This window comes from Pseudomonas sp. E1BtOHC1, assembly GCF_058744285.1.
Genome location: NZ_CP196023.1, coordinates 3,989,941 through 4,009,280, shown reverse-complemented (window position 1 = coordinate 4,009,280; position 19,340 = coordinate 3,989,941). Strand labels below are relative to the sequence as shown.

The window sequence follows — 19,340 nt, the reverse complement described above, 5'->3', positions numbered from 1 at the left end:
ATCACAGTAGATCGCCTCGATCACCCGACAGGTCGGCCCGTAAGCCAGCCCTGCGGCGTGAAACGCGGCGTAGCAGTCGGCGCCCGACAAGACATGCGTGCTGCCGGCCTGCAGCGCCCGGATATCCAGCACCGCGCTGGCCGCCGGGTCCCCGGCCTGAACCGTATCGAACAGCGACACCACGCCTTGGCCATGCACGGTCGGCTCGGCCGCTGGCTGGTCGGCCAGGCGGCTGACGATGCGGTAGGCAAAGCTGTCGGCCCCGGCCAGCGCTGTCAGCCAGGTCTCCACCTGCCGCTGCTCGCGGCGGTCCCAGATCAGCGGCGCCATCCAGCCGACCTTGGCCAAGTGCGCATGGCGCCAGTCGGGTCGCAGTGTCGTGGCAGCCTGCAGGGCCATTTCCAGGTAGGCCACCCCTGGCAATACGTGATGCCCCTGCACCACATGGTCGGCCAGGAAGAACTCTTGCCCGGTAAACGCCGACACGAAACGCTCGCCACTGGCCAGCGAAGCCTGGTGCTGGACCAAGGGTTGCGCCAGCGTTTGCAACGGCGGCACCGACGGCTGCTGGTGACCACCGGGCCCCTGGGGATCGACCCAGTAGCGCCCGTGCTCAAAGGGATAGGTCGGCAGTTGCAGGCGCACTGGAGCCTGTCGTGGGTAACGCAAGTGCCAGGGCAGCGTGTACCCCTGGCAGTAGAACTCGGCCAACCCGCGCAGGGTTTCCTCGTAGCCCTCAACCTGGACTTCGCTGCCCAGGTCATCCCCCAGTTGCCGTGTCCATTGCTCGATGGTGCGCACAATCGACGCTTGCGGCGCCTGGTGTTGGTCGCCCTTGCCAAGCAACACCCGCTCCGCGAACACTTGCGCCGGCAAGGCGTCCTCGCTGCTCGCCCGGCGCCTGAGCTGTGGCAGCTGTTCACTGGCCAGTCGTTGCAGCAGACTCTGCGCCGAAGCCTGGTCCTGCACCACCAGCGCACAGCGGTATGCAAAGTGATGACGGCCCTCCAGCAGGGTGTGGCTGACAGCGGCCAGGTCCAGTTGTGGATCGCCGGCCAGGAGGTCGATCAGTTGCTCGATCCGGTCGCATAGCGAGAGGATCGAACGCGCCGACAGCACCAGCAGGTAGGCCGGAGAAACCTTGAAGCGTTGTGGCTGGCGTCGCTCATCCGCCGCGAGATCCCGCAGCACCACATGGGCGTTGGTGCCGCTCATGCCAAAGGCACTGACCGCACCGTGACGCGCGCCGTCAGCCTTGACCGGCCAGGGGCGCGGCCGGGTGTTGACGAAAAACGCACTCGCCTGCCAGTCGACAAAGTCATTGTGAGTGGTGAAGTTCAGGCTCGGCGGGATCGTTTCGTGGCGCAGCGCCGAGGCCAGGCACAAGGTGCTGACCAGGCCCGACGCGGCCAGACAATGGCCGAAGTTGGTCTTGGTGGAGGTCAGCGCGCAATGGGCGCCCTCCTGCGACTGGCCGAAGACTTGCGCCAGTGCGTTGACTTCCACCGCATCGCCCAGGGCCGTGCCGGTGCCGTGGGTCACCACGTAATCGATCTGCCGTGGCGCCAGGTTGCAAGCCTCGTAGGTCGAGGTCAGCAAGCGGGCCTGCGCCGCTCCGTTGGGGGCGGTGATGCCGTTGGTCTTGCCGTCATAGTTGATCTTGCTGGCGGCGATCACCGAGACAATCGGATCGCCATCCGCCAGGGCCGCCGACAACGGCTTGATCACCAGCGCCACCACCGCCTCGCCCGGGACCATGCCGTTGGCCCGCTGATCGAAGGTGTGGCAGCGGCCGTCCGGCGAAAGCATGCCGGCCTCGTCCATGCGGCTGAACGACTGCGGCGTGAGCATCAGGTTGGCGCTGCTGACCAGGGCCATCTCGCACTCCCCCAGACGCAGGCTCTGACAGGCCTGGTGCAACGCCACCAAGCCCGAGGAGCAGGCGGTGTTGAGTGTCATCACCGGGCCATCGAGGTCGAGGAAATACGCCAGGTGCGAGGCGGCAATAGCACTGTGGTTGGCGGTGATGGAACCGCCGCCGCCCAGTAGGAAGTACTCGCCCTCCTCCAGGCCGACAAACACACCGACCCGTTGGCTGGCCAAGTGACGGGGGCCGATACCGGCCGTTTCCAGGGCACGCCAGGATTCCTCGAGCAACAGCCGCTGGCGCGGGTCCATCTCTTGCGCCGCACGCGGAGAAATGCCGAAGAACAGCGGGTCGAACTCGTCCACACCCCGCAACGACCCGCAGCTGTAGCCCTCAGGGGCTTGCGCCGAACTCACTGCACTGCGCCCGTCCAGCAAGAGCTGCCACATTTCATCGACCGAATCGCATTGCGGGAAACGACCGCTGGCGCCAATGATCGCGATGGGTTCAGCCAGCAGCGGGCGCGTGACCTCATGGCCCGGGGCCGACTCGGGCCCGGCAACCACTCCCAGCGGCGCCACCGAGGGCTGTGACGCTTGGGCCAAGGCCGCCTTGGGCGTGGCCTGCGCACGATAGTGCCGGGTCAATGCCGTTGCCTGTTGTTGCGCCAAATGTTCGGCCAGGCGCGCCAGGGTCGGATAGGAGAAAAACAGCGCCGGGCTCACGGCGAAGCCGAACCGTTGCTGGATCTTTTTTGCCAGCCGCGCCAGATTGATCGAATCAAAACCGAAACTGCTCAAGGTGGCATCGCCGGGCAACTCGGTGGCCGGGATCTGCGCCACGTCGCTGCACAGGTCCTGCAGCTGCGACAGGACCCAGGCGGGCAAATCCATGACCTCTTCAGGCGCCAGCGCTTCGCTCACGGGTGCCGGTGCCGGTGCCACCTGAGCCTGGGTCTCCAGGTCGAACAGTTGCGCCAAGCGTGAGGTGTCGCCATAGGCCACGGCCACGTGCTCCAGACCGCTGTGCAGAATCGCTTCGAAAGCCGCCAGGCCCTGGTCCGCGAGGAGCAAGGCCTGCCCGCTGCCGTGCAGGTACGACGCCAGGGCGCGCCCCGGCTCCGAGTCCGCCGCGGCCCGCACCGGGCCCATGCCGCCGTCCTTCCACAGCGGCCAGTTGATGGCGATGGTTTGCCCGTGCCGTTCGCCACGGGCGACCCGCTGGTTGCGATAGGTGGCGTGGGCCATCAGGAAGCGATTGCCCATGGCGTAACTGCCCGCGCCCATGTCGCCGAGCAAGGCGGCGGTGGAGGAGAAATAGCAGGCATGGACCAGCGGGTCGCCGGCGGTCAGGGCATCGAGTACCTCGGTGCCGGACACCTTGGGCGCCAACACCGTCTGGAACCCATTGGCCGAGGCCTGCAACAGCCCCACGCCCTCCTCGACCCCCGCCGCGTGAATGAAGCCTTGCAGCGGGCCAAAGGCCGTGCGGACCTGGATCAGCGCCTGCTCCATGGAGCCGAAGTCCGTTACATCGGCCTGGAAGTAACGCACCTGAGCCCCCAGAGCTGCCAAGGCTTGCACGCGCTGCTCCAGGGCCTGAGTCGGCGCTGAGCGTCCCACCAGCGCCAGACGCAATGCGGCGCCCTGGGTGCGGGCCAGGTAATCGGCGAACAGCAGCGCCAGATGGCCGCTGCCACCGGTGATCAGCCAAGTGTTGGCCCGGGCCGACGGCAAGCTCTGCAACGCTGGCGCCGCGCCGGTTTCCAGTGCCAGAGGTCGGCTCGACAGCTGATAACGCTGCGGCCCCACATACAGGGTGCTGCCACCTTCGCCGCCGCGCCATTGCCGCAACAGCGGCGTGAAACAGGCGCTCGCCTGCCCTGAACCTGCCAGGGCAAAGTCGCAGGACTCGGTGCTTTCCAGCAGCACCGTCTGCCAGGCGGTGTGCGCCAGGATGCGCGGCATGGAGCGCTCCAGGCCGATCCAGGATTCCAGCTGACAACGGTCCAGCCCGTCGCGGCAGAGCCCGGCCAGCAACACCCGCTGCAGCGGCTGCTGCAACCGCGACAAGGCCTGGAGCAGGTTCACCAGCAGCTCCGGCTGCAGGCTCAGTTCCGGCGCTTCCACCGGCCACAGGTACAGCAGGCCGTCGATGGCGCCGTAACCTTGAACCATCGCCCCCAGCACCTCGCTGACCTCATGGGCGCGCTGCGGATTGAGGGCGAAACTGTCGGCGCCCGCCTGGCCCTGACGGGACAGAAACACCAGGCGGCAGCCCGGCAGTTGCTGGGCTGCCAGCTCACGCAACTGGGCCTGATGAATCGGCTCGGACAGGCAGCACAGCACCAGCCGTGGCTGCTCCGGCGCCGCACTGGCGACCTCACCGAGCGCCGGTTGCCAGTGTTCGGCAAAGGTCAGCAGCGAATGGCGGTTGGACGGTTCGGGCGGCGTGGGGCGTTCGTCGATGGCCCAATGGCGAATTCGGGCAAACGGATAGCTCGGCAGGGTCACCCGTGCTACACCGGCCGGACGCGGCAGCCCGCGCCAATCCGCGGCGCCGTCGCGCTGGGCGGTCCACAGGCGCGCCAGCGCTTTCAGGTCGCCGGCTGCCAGAGCCTGTTGCCAAGCGGGTTCGTGCCACTCCTCGCTGGCGGCGTCCGTCGAACTCCAGTACAGCCAATCGGCGGCCGTAGGCGACTCGTCCAGCTCACGCAAGCGTTGCTGCAGTTCGGCCACGCTGGCCACCACCAGCGCCAGGCGCTCGGCCAGCGGATCGCGGCCCACCTGCAGGGTGTAGGCCAGGTTGGCCAAGGAAACATCCGGGTGTTGCTCAAGATGGCGCGCCAGGCGTCGGGCACTTTCCAGCAAGCGTTCGCGGGTCTTGGCCGAGAGCACCACCAGTTGCTCGCCGTCCTCGCGAGGCACCGCGGCCGGCGCCACGTACTCTTCCAGCACCACGTGGGCATTGGCCCCGGAAAAACTCAGGCTGCTGACCCCGGCCCGGCGTGGAATCGGCTGACCTTGCGGGTCGCTCAAGACCGTCCAAGGCTGGCGCTGATCAACCACATAGAACGGGCTGTCGGCGAGTTTGATGTAAGGGTTCTGCCGAGAAAAATGCAGGTTGCCCGGCAAGGTGCCGTGCTGCATCGACAGAATGATCTTGAACAGCCCGGCCATGCCGGCGGCGGCTTCCAGATGGCCGATATGGGTCTTGACCGCCCCCAGGCCGCAGCGGCCCTCGGGAATAGTGACCCCGTAGTGGCGAGACAGCGTGGCGAAGGCATCTTTCAGGCCATTGATTTCGATCGGGTCGCCCAAGGGCGTGCCAGTACCGTGGGTTTCGATGTAGGTGATGGTCGAGGGGTCGACCCCGGCGCGGGTGTAGGCGTCCACCAGCAGCATCGATTGCGCCACCGGGTTCGGCGCCGTCAGGGAGCTCGCCCGCCCGCCATGGTTCTCCGCCGTGGCGCGGATCACCGCGTGGATGGTGTCGCCATCGGCGATGGCCCGGTGCAGCGGCTTGAGCAACACCGCGCCGGCCCCTTCGCTGCGTACATAGCCATTGGCCTGGTCGCTGAAGGTCATGCAACGGCCATCCTCGCTCAACATCCCGGCGTCACTGAACGACAAGGTGAGGTACGGACTGAGGATCAGGTTCACGCCACCGGCAATCGCCATTTCGCAGCCATTGCGAATCGATTCCACCGCTCGGTGCAGGGCCACCAGCGAACTGGAGCACGCGGTGTCCACCGGCTGGCTCGGGCCATGGCTGCCCAGTAGATAGGAAATGCGGTTGGCCAACACCGAGTGGGACAACCCGGTGGAGGAATAGGCGCTGATCGGCTGCCCGGATTCCACCAGCAGGTTGAGGTAGTCAATGGCGCCGACGCCGATAAACACCGAGGTCTGGCTGCCGGCGAAATCGGCGCTGGCATAGCCGGCGTTGCCAATGGCGCTGAACACCGTCTCCAGGATCAAGCGCTGGGACGGGTCCATCAGCTTCGCTTCATGGGGCGAGATGTTGAAGTACAGGCTGTCGAACTTGTCGACATCGTCGATGAAACCACCCCATTTGGCGCGGGTCTTGCCACCTTCGGCCGGGTCGCCGTAGATCGCCTCCCAGCTCCAGCGCTGCGGCGGAACCGTGGTGATCATGTCGTCGCCCGCCTGCAAGTGCTCCCAGAAGCTGTCCAGGTCCTTCGACCCGGGCAGCACCCCGGCCATGCCGATGATGGCGATCGGCATCGCGCCGGTCTCGGGCTGTGGCGTGGTTGTGGCAACGGGAGAGGCAACGGCTGCAGCGGTCGCAGGCTCCGGCATGGACGCTGGCGGCGCAACGATCTGCGGGTACTGGGCCGAGAGGAAGGCCCCCACCGTGGCCAGGGTCTTGTGTTCGAAGAACAGCGCCGGGGTGATGTCGATGGCGTAATGACCGTTGAGCTTGTTGGCCAGTTCGACATAGGTGATGGAGTCGAATCCGTAGCTGCCCAGTTCGGTGTCGAGGTTGAACCCGGTTGCGCTCTTGTGCAGCACCTGACCCGCCAGGTCCTTGAGTGTGGCCATCAAGTCAGCGCCCTGAGTGGTGGCCGTCGGCGCCGTGGCCATCAGCGGCGCATCAGCGCTGGCCAGCGCATATTCACTGGCCAGGCACTGGGCCACGGCACTCAAGGTCTTGTGCTCGAAGAACAGCGCCGGGGTAATGTCCAGGGCGTAGTCGCGGTTGATCCGGTTGGCCAGCTCGACATAGGTGATGGAGTCAAAACCGTAATCGGTCAGGGCAACCTGAGGACGCAAACTGTTGGCCTCGCGGCGCAGAATGTCGGCGGCCAGCCGGCCCAACGCCTGGATCAGCCCCTCCTGCGCGGCCACCGGGTTTGGCCGCACCGCCATGCTCGGTACGGGCTGTGCGGAGGCCATGCCAAGGACCTTTTCGATCTTCGCCCGATCCCCCACCGCGACGCAGAGCGTGGTGGGGCTCGTCGGTGACAGCCCCAGCACAACCTCCAGGCCCTGATCCAGCGACAGAGGCAGTACCCCCATCACGTTGCGCATCAGGGTTTCGCTCTGCTCGCTGATGCGCATTCCGCCATCGCGCCAGTACGGCCAGTTGACCGACAGGGATTTGCCCTGGCGCTGCCCGGCCTGCACCTGCTCGTCGCGCCACTGGACGAAATGATCGAGGTATTCATTGGCATAGGCGTAAGCCGACTGGCCGACAGTGCCCGCCAGGGACGAGATGGACGAAAACACCAGGAACAGGTCCAGCCCATCCCCGCGAGTCACCTCATCCAGGTGCTGGACGCCCGCGACCTTGGGCGCGATCACCGGCCCCAGGTTGGCCAGGTCCTGCTTGACGATCAGGCTGTCGCGAATGGCCCCGGCGGCATGCAGGACGCCATTGAGGGCACCGAACTCGGCCTTGATCGCCCGGTGCAGCGCGGCGACGTCCGCCTGATGGCTGACATCGGCCTGCAGATAACGGGTCACGCCCGGCAAGCCGGGTGCTTCGGCCTGGGCCAGGGCGTGCGCCACGCTGTCCGGCGCGGAACGACCGCAGACAATCACCCGGGCAGCGAAGCGCTGACGCAGCTGGCGGGCAATCTGCAGGCCCAGGGCCCCGGCACCGCCGCTGATCAGGTAGACACCGCCCTGGCGAAACAGGCCCTGGGATGCGAGCGCCGCCGAGCGCTCCAGGCCCTTGAGTCGTTGCACCTGACGCGCCTGTTGCCGGTAGCGCAGCAACACCTGAGCGGCCCCCGGCGCATGCCGCAGTTCTTGCGCCACGTGGTGCACGGCCTCGGCTTCGGAGCCCTCGGCCACCTCCAGGACACAGGCCTGCAACCCGGGATGTTCATGACCCAGGACCCGGGCAAACCCGGCCAGGGCGCGATGCGCGAAGTGCCCCGAGCGACTGACAAACAGCAACCGCCCCTGAGTACGCTGGCGCGCCACCAGTACCGGCAGCAATTGATACAACAGTTGCAACAGCGCCTCGCCTTGCAGCCCCTCTTCCAGCCGGAACAGCCAATCGAGGTCGCCGGTGGCAGGCAGTGCGTCCAGCAGTTGCTGCCAATGCCCGGTCGTGCGCGGGTCGATGCCCAGGGTCTTGCCGCCGTCGCTGACCTGCACTGCAGCCTCGCCGGCCAGGGTTGGCGACACGCACCAGGGTTTGAAACCCAGGGCCTGTTCCAGCGCCGGCCAGCCGCCTGGAGCCGCCGTGAACAGCACGCTGTGGGCGGTCGACGGCTGAGCCGCCAGCGGCAGGTTGAAGTCTTGCGCCTGCCAGTGGGGGGTAAAGAGTTGCAGGTCGTCCTGCTTGCGCAACGAGTAAGGCCGGTAGGACAGGCTGCGCATGGCCGCCAGTACCTGTCCGTCGTCGCTCAGCAGGTCGATGTCGAAACGTTTTTCGGCGAACTGCGCCGAACCGTGGTTGCCGGCCACCCGGGCATAGGCGTAGCAGGTCGCCGTGAGCGGTGCATAAACCGTGATCTCGCTGAGGGCATAGGGGATGTACAAGGTGTTGTCTTGGCTGGGATCGCCGAGCAGGCCCAACAGGCTTTGCAAGGCGCCGTCCATCAACGACGGGTGCAAGGTGTAGGCCGCCAGGTCGTGGCGCAGGGACTGGGGCAGGACCAGGCGGGCCAGGGATTCGCTGGCGTTGAAATACAAGGTTTCCAGGGTGCGCAAACCCGGCCCGTAGACCAGATCGTTGCGATCGAAGATCCGATAGCACTCCAGCGCAGGCCAGACCTCGGCGCAGCGCGCCTTGATCGCGGCCAGGTCCATGCGCGGCGTCTGCGCCGGCGCCGGCAGCCGACGTACCCGGCCCTGGGAATACAGCTGCCCGGCCCCGTCACTGACCCGGTAGGCGGTGCCACGCTCGGTTTCCTGCAGGTCGACCTGCACCTGCCGGGGCTGATCGGTGACGATCACCGGCTTGATCCAGGCCACGTTCTGCACTTGCTGCAACTGGCCGTCCAGCCCCCCTTCCCCGGCCAGACGCTGCGCGGTGATGGCCATTTCCAGATGGGAAACGCCGAGCAGAGTCGGCGCCCCGGACACCAGGTGGTCCTTGAGGTACACCTCGTCGCCGTCGAAACGGTGACTGAAGCTGGGCTGGGCAGTACCGCTCAGCCGACGGGAGAGGATCGGGTGCAAGGCCGGCACTGTGTCGCAGGCCTCGGGCGTACCCGCAGCCCAGTAGGGCGTCGAGGCAAAGGCATAGGTCGGCAGCGAAACGCGCCGGACACCGTCCTGGGGCGAGAACAGCGGCCATTGCAGCAGCGCACCGGCCGCCCACAGCCGGGCCAGGTCGCCAGCCAGGGGCCGTGGCAGCGCGGCAAGCTCGGCCTGGGCCCGCTGTTGCTGCTGTTCGCTGGGTTCGTCGCCGACAAATACTCGCTGCGGATCGAGGTTGTCCGCCAGGAAGCCGCGCAGCCCCTGGGCCAGGGTTTGAAGGGACTCACACACCAGGGCCAGCCGCGCCGGCATCGGGTCGCGTCCGTTCTGCAAGGTGTGCAGCACATCGCGAAAAGCCGGCAGCGACGCCTCGCTGTCCAGCCAATGCAGCAGACGCCCGGCCATGACCCGCAAGCGCTCGGGGGTGCGCGCCGACAGCACCGCGACAGCGGCGCCGGGGAAGCCGGTCTGGTCGACCGGCAATGGCGCGGCAGGCAATGGCGCAGCGGGTACGTACTCTTCCAGCACGATATGGGCATTGGTGCCGCTAAAGCCCAGGGAGCTGACACACGCGCGCCGTGGATGCTCGGCCTGGGACGCCCAGGGTTGCAGGCGCTCGAGGGTGAAGAACGGGCTGTTGGCAAAGTCGATGTGCTGGTTGGGCTGTTCCAGGTGCAAGGACGGCGGCAACGCCTGATGACGCAGGCACAACACGGTCTTGATCAGGCTGGTAATGCCCGCGCCGACCTGGGCGTGGCCAATGTTGGTCTTGACCGAGCCGATGGCGCAGAACTGGTTGTGGTCCGTGTGCTGGCGAAACGCTGCGGTCAGGGCTTCAAACTCGATGGGGTCGCCCAGACGGGTGCCGGTGCCATGAGCTTCGACATAACCGATGGTGCGCGGGTCGATCCCGGCGCGGGCATAGACATCGCTGAGCAACTGGGTCTGGGCATAGGCACTGGGCACGGTAATGCCTGGGGTCTTGCCATCCTGATTGATGCCCGAGGCGCGAATCACCGCGTGCACCGTGTCGCCATCGCGTTCGGCGGCGGCCAGTGGCTTGAGCACCACCGCGCCGACCGCTTCGGAAATCACGATGCCGTTGGCCCGCTCGTCAAAGGTCTTGCACACCCCGTCCGGCGACAACATGCCCAACTGCGAGGCCAGGACGAACATTTCCGGGGTGTTGTACAGCATCACGCCGCCGGCCAGGGCAACCTCGCAGGTGCCGCTGATCAGGCTTTCACAGGCCATGTGCACCGACACCAGGGACGATGAACAGGCGGTGTCCACCGCCACCGCCGGGCCCTTCAGGTTGAGGAAGTACGACAGCCGCGCCGCGAGTATCGATGAGGCGTTGCCGGTCAGGCTGTAGGCATCGGCCGGCATCTGCTGCTCGCGCAGGTGTTGCAGATAGTCACCGGAAACACAGCCGACAAACACCCCGCACTTGCTGTCGGACCAACTGCCCGGCGCGTAACCGGCGTCTTCGATGGCGCACCAGGCTTCCTGGAAAAACAGCCGCTGCTGGGGGTCCATCAGCAGGGCTTCACGGGGGCTGATGTTGAAGAAGTCGGCATCGAAGCCCTTGATGTCGTCCACCAGGCCGGCCCACTTGCTGTAACTCTTGTTGCTGGCGCTGCGCTCGGGGTCGAAGTAGTCGTGGCTGCCCCAGCGACTGAGGGGGATCTCGGTCACGCTGTTGTGCCCGGCCTTGAGGTTGTCCCAGAAACGGGCGGTGCTGTCGGCACCGGGAAAGCGCCCGGACATGCCGATGATCGCGATGTCCATCGCGCCCGCAGGCTGATCCTTGGCGGGCTGGCTGACGCCGGTTACCAGGCGCAGCAGATCACGGCCCTGGATCAGGGAGATATGACCGTCCTTGACCAGATTGAGGATGTCGGTGGTGGTAATGCACGCAGTCATTGGAAATCACTCATTAAACGATTGGCCTGATCGACGCTGAGTCGACCGCTCTGCAATTGCGCAAGGATGTCGAGCAAGGCCTGGTCCGAGTCGTGGCTCGCACGCTCGGCCGGCTGCTGTGGCGTGACGGGGGTTGCCGGGGCGCTGTTGCGGGTGCGCTGCGCCAGCGCGCCGGCAAAGCCACCCAGGGTCGGATGCTCGAACAACAGGCTGACCGGCAGGGTGACGCCCAGCTCCTGCTGGATCTGGTAGATCAAGCGGGTCGCGGTGAACGAGGTCCCCCCGGCGTTGAAAAAGTGGCTGTCGTCACGCGCCTCTGACAGGCCCAGAGTGGCCGCCCAGATCCGCGCCACCTGCTCTGCCCCGCCCGGCACTGGCGCCGAGGAATGCGCGCCTTCGCTCTGCGGCTCGGGCAGCGCCTTGCGGTCGATCTTGTTGTTGGGGGTCAGCGGCAGCGTGTCGAGGCGCACGAACAACGACGGCACCATGTACCCCGGCAAGTCCCGCGCCACGCGTTGGCGCAGGTCTGACTTGAAGGCTTCGTCCAGGACCGCCGGGGCGCTGATGACCACATAGGCGGTCAACACCCCTTCGCTATCGCCGCCAGCGCCGCGCTGGCGCAGGGTGACCACGCAATCGCGCACCTGGGGATGGCCGCGCAGGATGTTTTCGATTTCCCCCGCCTCGATGCGAAAGCCCCGGACTTTCAATTGGCCGTCCTCGCGGCCCAGGAACTCCAGCTGTCCCTGGAGCGTGAGGCGCGCCTGATCACCGGTGCGGTACACCCGGCCGGTGGGGGTCTGGAGGAATTTTTCGGCATTCAAGTCCGGGCGATTGAGGTAGCCGATGGCCACACCTTCGCCGCCAATGCACAGCTCACCGGCCACCCCGGGCGGCACTGGCGACTGGGCCCCATCGAGGATGTAGAGGCGGGTGTTGTCGATCGGTTTGCCAATCGGCACGATGGCTGAATCGCCCTGGTCATCGACCTGCTCGACACAGGACCAGATCGTGGTTTCCGTGGGTCCGTAGAGGTTCCACAGTTCACGGCTGCGCGAACGCAGCTCACGCGCCAGGCTGCGGGGCAAGGGTTCGCCACCGCACAGAATGCGCAAGTCCGGCTTGCCGGCCCAGCCAGTGCTCACCAGCATCTGCCAGGTGGTCGGGGTGGCTTGCATCAGCGTGATGCGCTGTTCCTCAAGCAGGCGCTGCAAGTGCAGGCCGTCCATGGCCGCCTCGCGGGAGGCCAGAACTACGCAGGCGCCGTTGACCAGCGGCAGATACAGTTCGAGCGCGGCGATGTCGAAAGAAATGGTGGTCACCGCCAGCAAACGGTCCTGCGCCGAAATCCCCGGTTCCCGGGCCATGGACTGGAGGAAGTTGCTCAAGGCCTGATGGCCGATCTGCACGCCCTTGGGGCGCCCGGTGGAGCCCGAGGTGTAAATCACGTAGGCGCAGTCTTCCATGCCCGATGGGCCAGGCAGGTTGTCCGCCGGGCGCGCTTCGATGGCGGCGGCTTGCGCAGCCAGATCGAGCAACTGCGTAGTGCCCAGGGTCAAGCCCTGGGGCAATTGACTCAGGCTGTCGACCAGCATGAAGGCCGGCCGGGCGTCATCGAGCATGTGTTGCAGGCGCTGGGCGGGAAAGCCCGGGTCCATCGGAATATAGAAGCCACCGGCTTTGAATACCGCGAGCAACGCGGCGACCAAGTCCCCCGAGCGCTGCATGCACAAGGCCACACCCTGCCCGGGTCGCAGACCGCTGGCTCGCAACTGCTGGGCCATGCGATTGGCCCGCTGATTCAAGGCCTCGTAGGTCCAGGTCCGCTGGGCGTCGATCAACGCAGCCTGCGTGGCGTGTCGCGCCACTTGCTGCTCGAACAGCTGGGCCGTGGTCAAGGGCGCCACGGTGATCTGCCGGCCCTGCAAGTAGGTGGACGAACGCGCGAGGTCCTGCTGGGCAACCACCGGCAGCGACCAGACCGGAGTCCCCGGTTGGCTGACGCAGTGCTGCAACAGGATCAGCAAACTGTCCCGCATGCGCGCCATGGTCGGCGCGGCAAACAGGTCGGCATTGAACTTCAGGGCGCCGGCCAGTTGCCCATCGATATCCATCATTTCCAGGCCAATCTCGAACTGGCCCTCTTGCTGGGCAAAAGGCACGGACTCCAGGTGCAGTCCCTGGTGCTGGATCGGTACCCCTTCACGGGGCGACAGGATGCGGATCAGTTCGCTGCTCTGGTGCGGTTTCTGATAAACGAACTCGGCCTGGAACAGCGGCGTACGCCCGGCTTCGCGGCTGGGGTTGAGTTCTTGCACCAGTTTGGCGAACGGCACGCGCTGGTTTTCCAGGGCCTCCAGCACCACCTGTTTCTGCTGTTGCAGCAACTCGCTGAAGGACGGGTTGGCACGCAGATCGGCGGTCAGCACCACCGAGTTGACGAAATAGCCCACCAACGGGTTGAAACGCTGATTGATGCGTCCCGAAACCGGCGAACCTATCCATACCTGACGGTCCGAGGAGTAGCGCCCGAGCAGGCATTGATAGGCGGCCAAGAGCACGGTGAACACCGTGACGCCTTCACGCTGCGCCAGGGCCTTGATGCCGTCGCTCAGTTCGCGGCTGCACTGGATCGCCACAGAGGCACCATTGAAGGTCTGGGCAGTGGGCCGCGGAAAGTCCAGCGGCAGGTTCAACCGCACGTCGCGGTCGGCCAGCCGCTGCTTCCAGAAGTCGCGCTGCTGTTGTCCGGCGCTGCTGAGCAGAAAAGCCTCTTCCTCACGCACGAAATCGGCGAACGTGGCGGTCAACGGGGTCAGTGCCGGCTCCTCGCCACGGCGCAGGGCCTGGTAGCCGCTGAGCAGTTCATCGAGCAACAGCCACTGGCTCCAGGCGTCCGAGACCAGATGGTGGACGGTCCACAGCACCAGGGTGTCGTGCTCACCGCAGATGAACAGACGCAACCGGCTGAGCGCGCCGTGTTGCAGGTCGAACGGCTGGCGATGGGCCGCTTGCAGCGCGGCTTGAACCTGCTCCGGCGACTGGCCGATCAGGTTGCTCACGCCGATGTCGGGAACCATCGAGGGCGCAATTTCCTGAACCGGTTGCCCTTGGCGTTCGCTGAACCGCGTACGCAATGCCGGATGGCGCTGCACCAGCAGGCTGTAGCTGCGCTCCAGGGCAGAGCGATCCAGGGGCGAGCGCAAGCGCAAGGTCATGGCGATGTGATACGCCGCGCTGTGCTCGTTGAGCTTATGGATAAACCACAACGATTGCTGGCCGTGGCTCATGGGCCAGACCTGGGCATTGCCCTGCGGCGCGATGCTATCGATCCAGTCGACCTTGGGCACAGGAGCCAGGTACGGATCGGGATAGCTCAGCGCAATCGCGGGTTCGGCGACAGGCGCCGCTGGCGCTTTCGGTTCAGGTTGCAGTTGTGGTTGCGCCGGCACGGCGCTGACGGCCTCGGGCAGATGCTCCCCGCAGATATGGGCGGTGAAGGCCCTGAGACTGGTATGGCGCAGCAACGCCGCCGGTTGCACGTTGATGTCAAAGGCGTCGTTGATCTTGTTGATCAGCATCATCGCGCCAATGGAGTCCAGGCCGTACTTCATCAGGTCCTGGTCGGGGTCGATATCGCCGGGCGCCAGCTTGAGCAGGTCCGCCAGTTCAGTCAGGGTGCGTTCCCCCACCGCCGACAGGTCTTGTCCCATCGGGCTGGCGGCTGGCGGACGGGGCGCCGGCGCGGCGAGGCCCGACGTCTTGGGAAATTCATTCCAGGCCGCCTGGATGGCACTGGCCTGCCCCTGAACCACTACCCGTTGCGTGCCCCCTTCAGCGCCCAGGCAGCCCTTGAGGGCAGCCACGCCGGCGTCAGTGTCGAGGGCCACCAAGCCACGACTGCGCTCCAGGAACACCGTACTCTGCTCATCGAGCTGCATGCCGCCGTCGCGCCACAAGGTCCAGTTGATCGACAGGCTACGGCCCTGGCGCATGCCTTGCTGGACCCGGCGTTGCCGTTGGGCCACAAAGCCATCGAGGAAACGATTGGCATAGGCGTAGTCGGTCTGACCGACAAAACCCATGACCGCCGAAATCGACGAATAGACCACGAACAGGTCCAGCGCTTCGTGTTCCAGGGCCTGATCCAGCAGGGTCACACCCATGACCTTGGGGTTGACGATGGCGGCGATCTGTTCGGCGCTTTTGCTCGCCAGGACTCCGTTTTCCAGGGTTCCGGCGCAATGGAACACGCCGTGGATACGCCCGGCTCGCTGCCTGATCGAGGCCACCAGTTGGGTAATGCCGGGCCCGTCGGTGATGTCCACGGCCTGGTATTCCACCTGCCCGCCCTGGGGGTTGTGATTCAGCGCTTGAAGACGCTCGCGGGTCGCCGCCGACAATTGCGCCTGCGGCGTCCGCCCGGTCAGGATCACCCGCGCCTGATAACCCTGTACCAGCGCCTGGGCCAGAATCAGCCCCAAGCCACCCGCCCCACCGCTGATCAGGTACACCCCGCCCTCGCGCAATCCCGTCGTTCCTGTGGCGACTTGCGTGTCGAGCGCGGCCGTCAACAGTAGGCGCTGGTCCTGCTCAAGCCGCACTTCGACACCTTGGCCGGGGGCCTGCTGGACAGCGATTTCCCGTTCCATCTGTTCGGCCAGACGCTGGACCGGATAGCCGGGCAAACCGACGGAACGCGCCACCCACAACGGCTGTTCAGCCGCCAGACTGCGCATCAACCCGCCCACGGCGACACCCGCCGGCACCTCATGGGGATAGAAATGCAGCAGCGTCGTGCCCTTGGCGGCGCCGTGGTGCAGCAGCTGCTGGCTGATGAACAGCAGCGAGTACAGATTCACCGTCAGGGCCTGCTGCAACGCCGAAGGCGCGCCCAGTGCCCAGGCATGGACAATGGTCATCTCCTGGGTGCCACAGGCGTCCCACAGCCTCGCGTAATGCTCCGGGTTGCCGGGCGCCACTTCGTAGTGCCGGGCCGCCACGCAGCGAAATTCGGCGCCGGGATACACCAGGGTGTCCTGGGGCCGTGCCAGATGGGCGGCCATTTGCGCGTCGGCGACAAACAACAGGCGCGGGGCCTGTAACGCTGCAGCAGCCATGCTTGGCGCCGGCGCAGCGGGCAGCCACTCCATGCGATAGCGCAGGCTCGGCGCCGATGCCTGCTGCTTGATGGGGCGCAACGTCAGGTTGTCGATATGCACCAGCAGTTCGCCGCTGTCGCTGAGGATGTACACCGAGCATTGGGCGCTTTCAGCGTCGATTTCACGCAGTTGCGCAATGCTGTAGAAGCGCTCGGGCAAGGCCTTGAACACGGTGATCTGGTCCAGGGCATAGGGGATGTAGGTGCTGCTGGGGTTTTCACTCTCGCAAAAACGAATGCACGGCTGGAATGCACTGTCGAGCAGCGCCGGGTTGAGGATAAAACCATCCACCAGCGGGTACAGCTCGCCCAGCCCCTCGGGCACCGCCGGTTCACCCCGGCGGCCGGCCGGCTGGCGCTGGATATCGGCGATCAGGTAGGACCCACTGCGAGACAGGGTCTTGATCCCGCGAAAGGTCACGCCATAGGCGAAACCCTGGGCATCGAAACGCGCATAACACCCGGCCTGCTCGTCCAGCACCTGGGCATTGGCCAGCAACCCGGCAAGGTCCGGCAGCGCCGGCATGGCGGGAAGCTGGGGGTCCATGACTATCTCGCCCTGAGCGCAAAGGTGTTCGCCAGCCTGGCGCAGGTCATGGATTTCAAAGCGGGTCTTGGTGTTTTTGTGCTTCAGGCGCAGCTCCAGGGTGGCCGGCTCGCGGTCCACCAGGAAAGGTTGCAGCCAGACAATATTGCGCAGCTGGGAAATCGTCTGGCCCGAGGCCAGGTAGCCGGCGATGCAGGCCATTTCCAGATAGGCGACACCGGGCAGGGTTTTGCGCCCGGCAATCACATGGTCGGCAAAGTAGAATTCGTCGCCGTTGAACACCGAACGAAACGCCACGTGCTCGAACGTGGAAACGTTGCGCTGCAGCAGTTGCGAAAGCCCTTGCGCTGCCTGCGAGGCTCGGTCGGCCTGAAACACCGGCATCTGGCACAGGCGCTGGGCAAACGGATAGGTCGGCAGGCTCAGGCGTTGCGGCCGTGGTTCTCCACGCTGGGCCCACAGGGGCTGCCAGTCGAAACCGCCGCGGCGTACCCACAACCGGGCCAGCGCCGTCCACTGGCCCTCCCGCGCCCAGCGCAAGGCCATGGCCGAGACCTCGTCGGCATCGAGCACAGCGTCCTGCTCGACCGCCGGCTGACCATGAAACGTTGTGGCGTCCTGTTCATCGCCCGTCGCCCCCGCCAGGTAAGCGGCCAAGGCCTCTGCCAGCGCTTCCACGGAGTCGGCCACCAGGGCCAGGCGCTCCTCCATGGCCAGGCGCCCGACTTGCAGGGTGTAAGCCAGGTCCTCAAGACGCAGCGGCGCTGCCGCGGCGCGCAAAAAGCTCAGCAGCGCGTCGGCATAAGCCCGCAAACCTTCCTCATTGCGGGCGCTCAGCACAATGATCTGTGGGCTTGGCGCGGTGGCAGGCTCTGGCGTTGGCTGCAGGTATTCCTCCAGCACGACGTAGGCGTTGGTTCCGCTGAAGCCGAACGAACTGACCCCTGCCCGGCGCCGAGTGCCGGCGGGCACGCTCCAGTCGCGGTTGTCGGTATGGATGTAGAAAGGCGTTTGTTCGAGCTGGATCAGTGGGTTCAGGGTCTGGAACTGCGCCGAAGGCGGCAGTCGTCGATGGCGGATCGCCAGGAGCGCCTTGAACAACCCCGCCACCCCCGCCGCCGCCAACATGTGCCCCATGTTGCTTTTCACCGAGCCCAGGGCGCAGAAACCGCTATCGCTGGAGAACGGCTTGAACGCATTGACCAGGGCCTCCACTTCGATCGGGTCCCCCAGGGACGTGCCCGAGCCGTGGGCTTCCATCAGCCCCAGGGTGCGCGGATCGATGTTGAACTGCTTGAACACCGCCTGCTGCAACTCGGCCTGGGAGGTCTGGCTCGGCGCGGTGATGCCGTTGGTCTTGCCGTCCTGGTTGACCCCCCAACCGATCAGCGTGGCGTAGATCGGATCGTTGTCGCGCTGCGCATCCGCCAGGCGCTTGAGGGCCACCACCCCTACCCCTTCGGCCGGGACAAAACCATTGGCCCGCTGGTCGAAGCTGTAGCAACGGCCATCGGCAGACAACATGCCGGCCTGGCTGGCCATGATGTGAATCGATGGATCGCTGAGGATCGACACGCCACCGGCCAGTGCCAGGTCGCTGTTGCCCATGACCAGGCTGTCACAAGCCTGGGCGATGGCCACCAGGGAGGCGGAACAGGCGGTGTCGATGGTCAGGCAGGGGCCGCGCAGGTCCAGCAGGTAGGCGATGCGCGCCGCCAGGATCGAGGTGCTGGAACCGAGGAAACCGGCAGCGCTCAGGGCATTGCCATTCTGGCTCTGGCCATAGTTGCCGCAACCGACGAACACCCCGCATTGGCTGCCGGCCAGTTGCTGCGGATGCAGGCCGGCATCTTCCAGGCAACTCCACGCTTCTTGCAGAAACAGCCGCTGCTGGGGGTCCATGGCGTCGGCATCGGCCGGGGAAATATTGAAGAACAGCGGATCGAAGCGGTCGATATCGTCGACCGCGCCAATGGCGTCGGAGTAGCTCTTGCCGGCCTGGCGCGTCGGGCTATAGGCCTGGTCCATGCGCCAGTAGTCCCGGGAAACGCGGCTGATGCAGTCGCGGCCTTCGGCCACGGCGGCCCAGAACGCCTCCACGTTGCGCGCCTGGGGAAAGCGCCCCGACATGCCGATAATGGCGATGGCGCCAGCGTCGGCCTTGGACGATGCAGGCCGGCCCACAGGCGCTGGGGAGGCACTCAGCGGGACTGCCTGGGCAGGCTGAGAATGGCTTGGCGAGGCCTCGCGAAATGACCTCAGCTTCTTTCGTGGGGCCGGGGCGGTAGCGGCCTGCTCCAGGACAACCGGCGATGCGGTGTCGGTGGCTGGCGGCGTCACGGCGGCGGGCACCAGGCGGCGTCCGAACATCGTGCGCGCCGGGCGCTGGACATCGCCCTCGACGCCCTGGGCGGCCAGCTCCTGATGCACCAGTTCGGCCATTCGGGCCAGCGTCGGGTAGTTATAGGCGCGCACCGCCGGAATGCTCAGCCGATAGGTCTGATTGACCTCGGCCATCCACATCACACCGATACGCGACGTCAGGCCCAGCTCGAAAAAGGTTCGACTTTCGCTGATGTCCTTGGCGCTGACGCCCAGGGCATCGGCTAACAGGCGACGAATGGTTTTCTTGACCGATTGCAAGTCGTTGACAGACAT

At 66.0% G+C, this 19,340-nt stretch carries 2 protein-coding genes (1 of these 2 running past the window's edge); both read right to left on the bottom strand.

From position 1 onward, the window contains the following. Window positions 1-10,974, bottom strand: partial view of an SDR family NAD(P)-dependent oxidoreductase gene (locus ACSSVC_RS18320; protein WP_492611127.1) — the 5' portion only. Its footprint begins 7,242 nt before the window's first position; the window shows 10,974 of its 18,216 coding nt (coding positions 1-10,974); it begins with the start codon at window positions 10,972-10,974; its stop codon lies beyond the left edge, outside the window. Continuing rightward, on the bottom strand, window positions 10,971-19,340 hold the full coding sequence (locus ACSSVC_RS18315) for an amino acid adenylation domain-containing protein (RefSeq protein WP_492611126.1): 8,370 nt from the start codon (window positions 19,338-19,340) through the stop codon (window positions 10,971-10,973). Before ACSSVC_RS18315 ends, ACSSVC_RS18320 begins: the two co-directional genes overlap by 4 nt.

Bases quoted from the DNA above. Each gene is read 5' to 3' on its own strand.
- ACSSVC_RS18315 (WP_492611126.1), bottom strand. From the start codon at position 19,340: ATGTCTGTCAACGACTTGCAATCGGTCAAGAAAACCATTCGTCGCCTG.